The following is a 6,731-nucleotide window of genomic DNA, read 5'->3' as shown; positions in this document are numbered from 1 at the left end:
CTCGCGCCCGCCGGCGAGCCGGCGCTCGGCCCGCCCGGCTTCCCGCACCGCCGTTCCGCCATGTCGGACCCGATCGCGCCGCTCGGCCACCACTGGCAGGACGCCACGCACATCTCCTACGGGGTGCTGACGGGCGGCCTGTTCACGCGCACGGTCAAGCTCGAGGCCTCGTGGTTCAACGGGCGCGAGCCCGATGCCAACCGCTGGGACTTCGACCTGCGCACGCCCGACTCGTACGCGCTGCGGCTCAGCGTGAACCCGACGCCGGAGCTCTCGCTGCAGGTCTCGGGCGGGCGCCTGCACGAGCCCGAAAGGCTCGAGCCCGGCGTGGGAGTCACTCGGGTCACGGCCTCGTTCACCCACGACGTGCGGATCGGCGACTCCGGGAACGTGGCCACGACCTTCGTCTGGGGCGAGAACTGGGCCGACGGCCAGCGCGCCACGCCCGCGTTCCTGCTCGAGACCAACCTGGAGCTCGACCTGCACCACACGCCGTTCGCGCGGCTGGAGTACGTGCGCAAGACCGGCCACGACCTGGCGCTGCCCGAGTCACTCGCGGACCGCCAGTTCGACGTGGGCGCGCTCACCGTCGGCTACGTGTGCGACTTCGACCCGCTCTTCGGCGCGCTCGTGCCCGGCCTGGGCGGCGCGCTGAGCTTCGACCTGTTCGATCGCGGCCTCGAGCCCGCCTACGGCCACCGCACCGGCTGGGGCTTCCAGCTGTTCGTCCGTCTGACGGCGCCGCGCCTGCCCGAGTGAGTCGTGCGCAGCTCGTGCGCAGCTCGCCAACGCGCGTGAGATGCCTCACACTCCGCGCGTCTGCGATGAGGGGCCGCAGGGTTTCGCTTCGGGCTTCGTGCCTGCTGGCGGCGCTCGCGCTTTGCGGCGCGCAGCGCGACCCGGGCGTGCGCGTGCGCCTCGACCTCGGGCGCTTCGAGCTCGTCGCCGTCGATGCGCGCAAGCCCGACGAGTCGCTCGTGCTGCCGATCGCCACCGGCTCGCCCGCGCACCCCAGCCCGCCGGGTCGCTACCAGGCGCGCGAGGTGGTGCGCCATCCCGGCTGGCAGCCGGGCGCGCAAGCGCGCGCGTGGGGCGCCGCGCCGGTCGATCCCTCGGACCACGGGCCGATGGGCGTCGCGAAGATTCCGCTGCGCGGCGACGGCTTCGCGCTGCACGGCGGCGCGAGCCCGTTGCTCGTGGGGAAGCCCGTCTCGCTCGGCTGCGTGCGCCTCTCGGACCGCGACATGCTCGCGTTCCTGGACTGGCTCGACCGCGCCGGCGCGCTCGCGCCCGCCGGGCGCGCCGCGAACGGCGAGGTCCACCAGAGGCTTCGCCGTCCGGTTGCGTTCGACGTGCGTTGATGTGAACAATGGCGCGGAGTTAGGTGCCTTTCGGCCGCGTCACCGAACGCGCCCGGGGCGCCACTTGGGTCGCGACGAGACTCGCGGCGAGGGGCAATGATGACTGGTCGAACTCGGATGTATCGCATTGCTTCGGCGCTGCTCCTGGCGCTCGCCTGGGTGACTCCAGCGCACGCTCTCACGGTGCTGTTCGGCGGGCCGGGTGGCTTCGGAGTGTCGGCTTCGAGCGCGGGCGCGGCCGAGTCTGCCGGCTTCTCGCTGATCAGCGACGTGCCGATCTTCCCGGCCGACACGGTGCCGCTCTCGATTCCCGCCCCCGACGTGCTCGGGAGTCACATCCCGAGCTCTCCCTCGGTCAGCAACCCGATCACCGCGACCTCGCAGTGGAACGTCACCAACGGCGGCGACGGTGACCTCGACGACGCCTGGCTCGTGTTCCTGAAGCCGCTGACCTACACCCCGAGCACGACCGGCATCGACCTGCAGCCCGGCGGCCAGTGGCGGCTGGTCGAGGTGCCGGTCGGCAAGGACACCTACTTCTACCCGGCGGTGTTCCTGGGCGACATCGCTCCCGACGGGGTGTCGAGCTTCCTCATGCACCACGTGGTGGGCGAGGCGCTCAGCCAGGTCGGCGACACGCTGGTGCTCCCGCAGTACCAGGTGGGGGTCCTGACCGGCGTGCCGCTGCCCGAGCCGGCGCTCGCGCTGCTGCCGCTGAGCGTCGCGCTGCTCGCGGGCCTGCGGCGGCGAAAGGTCTGACTCGATGCGCCGTGCCGTGGCAGTCACTGCGCTGATCCTGTGCCCGCTGCTCGCGCGCGCGTCCGACGAGAGCGACGTTCTGCGCGCGCGCGGAGCGCTGCTCGCGGCCCAGGGCAAGTGCGACCAGGCGCTGCCGCTGTTCCAGCAGGCGCTGGCGGCCGACCCGAAGGAGGCGCGCTCCGCGCTGCTCGCGGGGCGCTGTCTCATCTCGGAGAAGAAGTACGCCGAGGCCGAGCAGTCACTGGCCGAGGCCACGCGCCGCGATGCCACGCTTTCGGAGGTCCCGCTCGAGGTCGCGATCGCGCGCTACCACCAGGAGAACTACGCGGGCGCGCGCCAGGCGCTCGAGGCCGCGCGCGCGGGCTCGTCGGGCGACGCGCGCTTCGAGCTCTACGACGGGCTCGTGCTCCTGCAGGAGGGCAAGCGCGACGAGGGCATCGCCGCGCTCGACCGCGCGCGCAAGGCCGACCCGAAGCTGGTCGAGCCGACCGCCAGCTACTACCAGGCGCTCGCGCTCGAGAACCAGGGCGAGCGCGCGGCGGCGCGCGACGCCATGGACCGCGTGATCGCGGACGACCCGAGCGGCCGCTGGGGCGCCGCCGCGCGCACCCGGCTCGACCAGTGGTCGCGCACGCGCACGCACCCGCGCGACTACTGGGCCTCGGTCACCGTGGGCGCGGAGAGTGACTCGAACGTGGTGCTGCGCGGCAACGGCGTCGACCTGCCGGCGGAGATCAACGACCAGGCCGACATGCGCACCATCTGGCAGGCGAACGCTGGCTGGCAGTTCCTGCACACGCCGGACTGGGGCGCGGGCGCCATGCTGACCTACACCGGCACGGCGGAGCACTCACTGCCGGAATTCAGCTACGACTACCCGATCGTCTCGGCCTGGGTCGACCGGCGCATCACCGACCGCCTGTCGGCCCAGCTCCAGGGTGACTACGCGTACGGCTGGGTCGACGGCCAGTCGTGGGTGAGCGAGGTCGCGGCCACGCCGTCGCTGATCTACGCCGAGGCGCGCGACATGTACACGCGGCTCTTCGGCCGCTTCCAGTTCAGCAACTACTACTTCCCGGTCGACGGCAGCGCGCCCTGGAACGTCGGCGACGCTCACCTGCAGAGCATCACCGAGGACGAGCGCAACCGCGACGGGCGCTACGAGGCCGCGGGTCTGGAGCAGGGCGTTCCGATCGACGTGCTGCGCACGCAGCTCACCGCGACCGGCATCTACTCCCGCTATCACGCCGAGGGCACGGAGTACTCGTACCGGGGCACGGGCGGCTACCTCTGGAGCGAGACCCAGCTGCCCTGGGAGTTCACGCTCTTCCTGGGCGCGGGCTTCACCTACCGCGGCTATCTCAACCAGACCACGTTCGAGGACGTGGCGCCGCCCAACAGCGACAAGCGCCGCGACCAGATCACCGACACCGAGATCGGCATCCAGCGCCCGATCTACTGGGACTGGCTCGTGGGCTCCGCGCGCTGGCACTACACGCACGCCGACTCGAACGTGGCGGTCTTCGACTACGACCGCAGCATCATCGGCGGGTATCTCACCGTCCGCATTCCGTGACCGAGGAGGGTCTCATGTCGTTTCGAGCCGTCGCATCGTTCCTCAGCGCCTTGTGGCTCGCGGGCGCGGCGCACGCCGCCGCTCCGGCTGCCGAAGTGGTGGCGCTCGAGGGCAAGGCCAGCGCGAACGCCAGCGCGCTGGCGGTCGGCGACCCGATCGCCGCGGGCTCGGTGATCCGCACCGGCTCGGACGGGAAGGTGGGGATCCTGGCGAGTGACATCTACGTGCAGCTCGATCCGCAGTCCGCGGTGCTGCTCGAGGACGACGCGGGCCGCGTGAAGATGACCCTGCAAGAGGGCCGCGCGCGCATCGTGGACACGCGCAAGAACGCGCCGGCCGGGAGTCTCTCGATCGACCGCGCGCGCTCGGCGGTCGCGGGCGGTGACTCCGAGGTCTACGTGCTGAACGAGAAGGCCGGCCGCTACGCCATGTTCTGCAACTGGACCGGCCCGGTGCAGGTCACCCGCGACCCGTCCTCGCTGTCGGTCGATCCCGGCCACTGCGTGCTGTCGAAGCCGCACGAGGCGCTGTACGGCGCCCAGGGTCACGAGCACCAGATCCCGCTCCTGCCGCTGCCGTTCGATGCGGTGCTGTTCGACGCGCCGGCGAATCACTTCGACACCACCGACGTCGCGGCCGGCCCGCCCGGCTTCGGCTTCGGCGACCCGATGACTCCGCTCGACCGCACGCGCGACCCGTGCGACACGCCGGGCTCGGGCTGCAAGAAGGGGAAGGGACTCACCGTGGTCGAGCCGCCGCCCGACGGCGGCGGCTGCGCGCCCGGCGTGGTGTGCGGCCCGCCCGTGCCGGCGCCGCCCCCGGTCGTGACTCCGCCGCCGCTGACTCCGCCGCCCGTCGAGACCGGCGGGCCCGGCCCCGGTGCGCCCGGCTGCGGCGGCCCCGGCGCTCGCCGGCACTAGAGCTTGATGCCGAAGTACTCGTAGTAGCGGCGGTTGTACTCGTCGTCGCTGAGGTCGTCGCCGAGTGCGACGAAGTCCTCGTCGGAGATCTTCGGCCGGCCGGCCGCGAGCCCCACGGCGTCTTCGCCCACCGGCCAGCGCAGCCGGTAGTGCGGCGTGGTGATGGCCTCGAGGATCACCTCGGCCACGCGCTGTGGCTGCGCCGCGGCGCGGAAGCCCGCGGCGAACAGCTTGCCGTTGCGCCGCATGATCTGCTTGTACGGCGAGGCCTTGTCGTAGCGCGTGGCCGCGGCCGAGTTCTCGAAGATGCTGGTCATGATCACGCCCGGCTCGACGTTCACCACGCGGATCCCCAGGCTCTTCACCTCGGCGGCCAGCGCCTCGCCCGCGCACTCCAGCGCCCACTTCGAGGCGGAGTAGGGCAGCTGGTTCGCGGTCGCGATCAGGCCCGCGATCGAAGTCACGTTCACGATCGCGCCGGTCCGGCGCTCGCGCATGCTCGGGAGCACCGCCTGGATGCAGCGGATCGCGCCGAAGTAATTGGTTTCGAACATCGCGCGGTGCTCGTCTTCGGGCACGAGCTCGAGCGGGGTCGCGCCGCCGATGCCGGCGTTGTTCACGAGCACGTCCACCGGGCCGTGCGCGGCGACGGCGGCGAATGCCCGGGTCACCGAGTCGGCCGAGGTCACGTCGAGCTCGATCAGCTCGACGGCCACGCCCGCCTCGCGCGCGGCCTTGCGCAGCGGCTCGGCCTTGCCCAGGTTGCGCATGCCCGCGAACACCCGGTGACCGTGCGCGGCCAGGTGCAGCGCCGTGGCCAGGCCGATGCCCGTGCTCGTGCCCGTCACGACCGCGATCCTGCGCGAGTCACTCATGGCTCAGCCCCGCAGCGCCGCCAGGCAGCCCGTGCGCTCCAGGAGCGCATCGAGTGCCGGCCTGTCGCCCGCCGCGGCGTACTTCGCGCGCAGCGCGACCAGTGACTTCGCGTGGTATTTCTGCGGCTTCTGACTCCACGGCTCACCCCCGAGCGCCACCGTGAACTCCTCCTTGCCCGCGTCGATCGCGGCGGCGTTCGCCACGCTCCAAGGCAGGAACAGCCGCCCGACCTGGCGTTCGAGCAGGGGCGAGAGACTCGGCGCGAGCCGCGCCCACGGCTCGAACTCACCTTCGCTGCGTGGAAACAGCATGCGCTGGATCCACGCCAGCACCGCGGGCGTGCGTCCCTCGATCAGCGCGCCCGGAGTCGGGTCGGTCCAGGCGTTGTAGATCTGACCCCAGAGACCGAAGTCGGCGAAGGACGGCCGCGCACCGAACAGATACGGCCGGCTCGCGAGGTGCGCGTCGAGCAGGTCGATCGTCTCGCCGAACGACGCCTCGATGCGCGCCGAGGTCGCCGGACTCGAGCCCACGAACCACACGCGGCCGACCATGCGCTGGCGGATCGCCTGCGTGGTGGCGGCGTGCTGCTCCTCGCTGGCGCGCGGCATCGACGCACGGGCGATGCGCCCCGCGGCCGCGATCTGATCCACGTCGCGCGCCCAGCGGTAGTGGAACATCCACTTGTTGCCCCACTCGTCGCCGAACTCCTCGAGCAGCGCCGACACGAACGCCGCGACCGGCTCGCGCGGGTGGATCGACGGCTCGGGGAAACGTGTTTCATAGTGCTCGATGATCGGCGTCGAGTCCTGCAGCGCTTCGCCGTCGGGCGAAACCACCAGCGGCACCAGCGGAAGCTTCGCGTGCTTCTGGAACTCGTTCTGATTGTCGGCGTTGCGCGTGAGCCACACGTGCGGGATCGCCTTGTAGCGGAAGTACGCGCGGACCTTCACGGAGTAGGGCGAGAGCTCCAGCCCGAAGATGCGGTGGGGTTCCGTCATGCCGCGCATCGTGGCACAGCGGAAGGCGCCGTGGGGAACCGGCGCCACCTCGGCCGCGTGCGAGCCACTCCCCATGGGAAGGTGGCAGCAGGCGCGGGCTTCGGCGAGCGCTTCCCTCCTCGCCAGGGCCCGTGAGATCGGCGCAGCGAAACCTGCATCGCTCGCGCCGCCTCGCGGCGATCGGCGCCCCTGATGCGGGGGCGTCGGTCGTCACGAGTGACTGCCCTCACCAGTGACG

Annotated in this window: 7 protein-coding genes; 5 read left to right on the top strand and 2 right to left on the bottom strand. The window is 71.9% G+C overall.

Features of this window, described 5'->3' with window-relative positions; translation table 11 throughout:
• The 5 genes from VMR86_03825 to VMR86_03805 all read left to right on the top strand — a co-directional run.
• On the top strand, positions 1-759 hold a 759-nt coding region (locus tag VMR86_03825), incomplete at its 5' end, for a hypothetical protein (protein ID HTO06163.1).
• A gap of 65 nt (positions 760-824) precedes the next feature.
• Positions 825-1,361 (top strand): L,D-transpeptidase, encoded by a 537-nt coding sequence (locus tag VMR86_03820; protein HTO06162.1) that lies wholly within the window; start codon positions 825-827, stop codon positions 1,359-1,361.
• Positions 1,362-1,478: 117 nt separating this feature from the next.
• Positions 1,479-2,120, top strand: a complete 642-nt coding sequence (locus VMR86_03815; GenBank protein HTO06161.1) for a hypothetical protein — start codon at positions 1,479-1,481, stop codon at positions 2,118-2,120.
• A 4-nt stretch (positions 2,121-2,124) separates the two neighbouring features.
• Positions 2,125-3,696 (top strand): tetratricopeptide repeat protein, encoded by a 1,572-nt coding sequence (locus VMR86_03810; GenBank protein HTO06160.1) that lies wholly within the window; start codon positions 2,125-2,127, stop codon positions 3,694-3,696.
• Between the two features lie 14 nt (positions 3,697-3,710).
• Positions 3,711-4,616: a hypothetical protein gene (locus VMR86_03805; GenBank protein HTO06159.1), complete on the top strand. Its 906-nt coding sequence runs from the start codon at positions 3,711-3,713 to the stop codon at positions 4,614-4,616.
• On the opposite strand, the gene VMR86_03800 is transcribed toward VMR86_03805, so the two are convergent.
• The gene (locus VMR86_03800) at positions 4,613-5,491 is read right to left on the bottom strand and encodes an SDR family oxidoreductase (protein ID HTO06158.1); all 879 of its coding nucleotides are present in this window, start codon (positions 5,489-5,491) and stop codon (positions 4,613-4,615) included. The two genes, VMR86_03805 and VMR86_03800, sit on opposite strands and share 4 nt — an antisense overlap.
• A 3-nt stretch (positions 5,492-5,494) precedes the next feature.
• On the bottom strand, positions 5,495-6,493 hold the full coding sequence (locus VMR86_03795) for a glutathione S-transferase family protein (protein HTO06157.1): 999 nt from the start codon (positions 6,491-6,493) through the stop codon (positions 5,495-5,497).
• Positions 6,494-6,731 lie beyond the last annotated feature (238 nt).

The organism is Myxococcota bacterium, assembly GCA_035498015.1.
GTDB lineage: Bacteria > Myxococcota_A > UBA9160 > SZUA-336 > SZUA-336 > VGRW01.
The sequence above is the reverse complement of the archived record's forward strand: the minus strand, read 5'-3'. Positions and strand labels throughout refer to the sequence as shown.

Bases quoted from the DNA above. Each gene is read 5' to 3' on its own strand.
- VMR86_03820 (HTO06162.1), top strand. From the start codon at position 825: ATGAGGGGCCGCAGGGTTTCGCTTCGGGCTTCGTGCCTGCTGGCGGCG.
- VMR86_03815 (HTO06161.1), top strand. From the start codon at position 1,479: ATGTATCGCATTGCTTCGGCGCTGCTCCTGGCGCTCGCCTGGGTGACT.
- VMR86_03810 (HTO06160.1), top strand. From the start codon at position 2,125: ATGCGCCGTGCCGTGGCAGTCACTGCGCTGATCCTGTGCCCGCTGCTC.
- VMR86_03805 (HTO06159.1), top strand. From the start codon at position 3,711: ATGTCGTTTCGAGCCGTCGCATCGTTCCTCAGCGCCTTGTGGCTCGCG.
- VMR86_03800 (HTO06158.1), bottom strand. From the start codon at position 5,491: ATGAGTGACTCGCGCAGGATCGCGGTCGTGACGGGCACGAGCACGGGC.
- VMR86_03795 (HTO06157.1), bottom strand. From the start codon at position 6,493: ATGACGGAACCCCACCGCATCTTCGGGCTGGAGCTCTCGCCCTACTCC.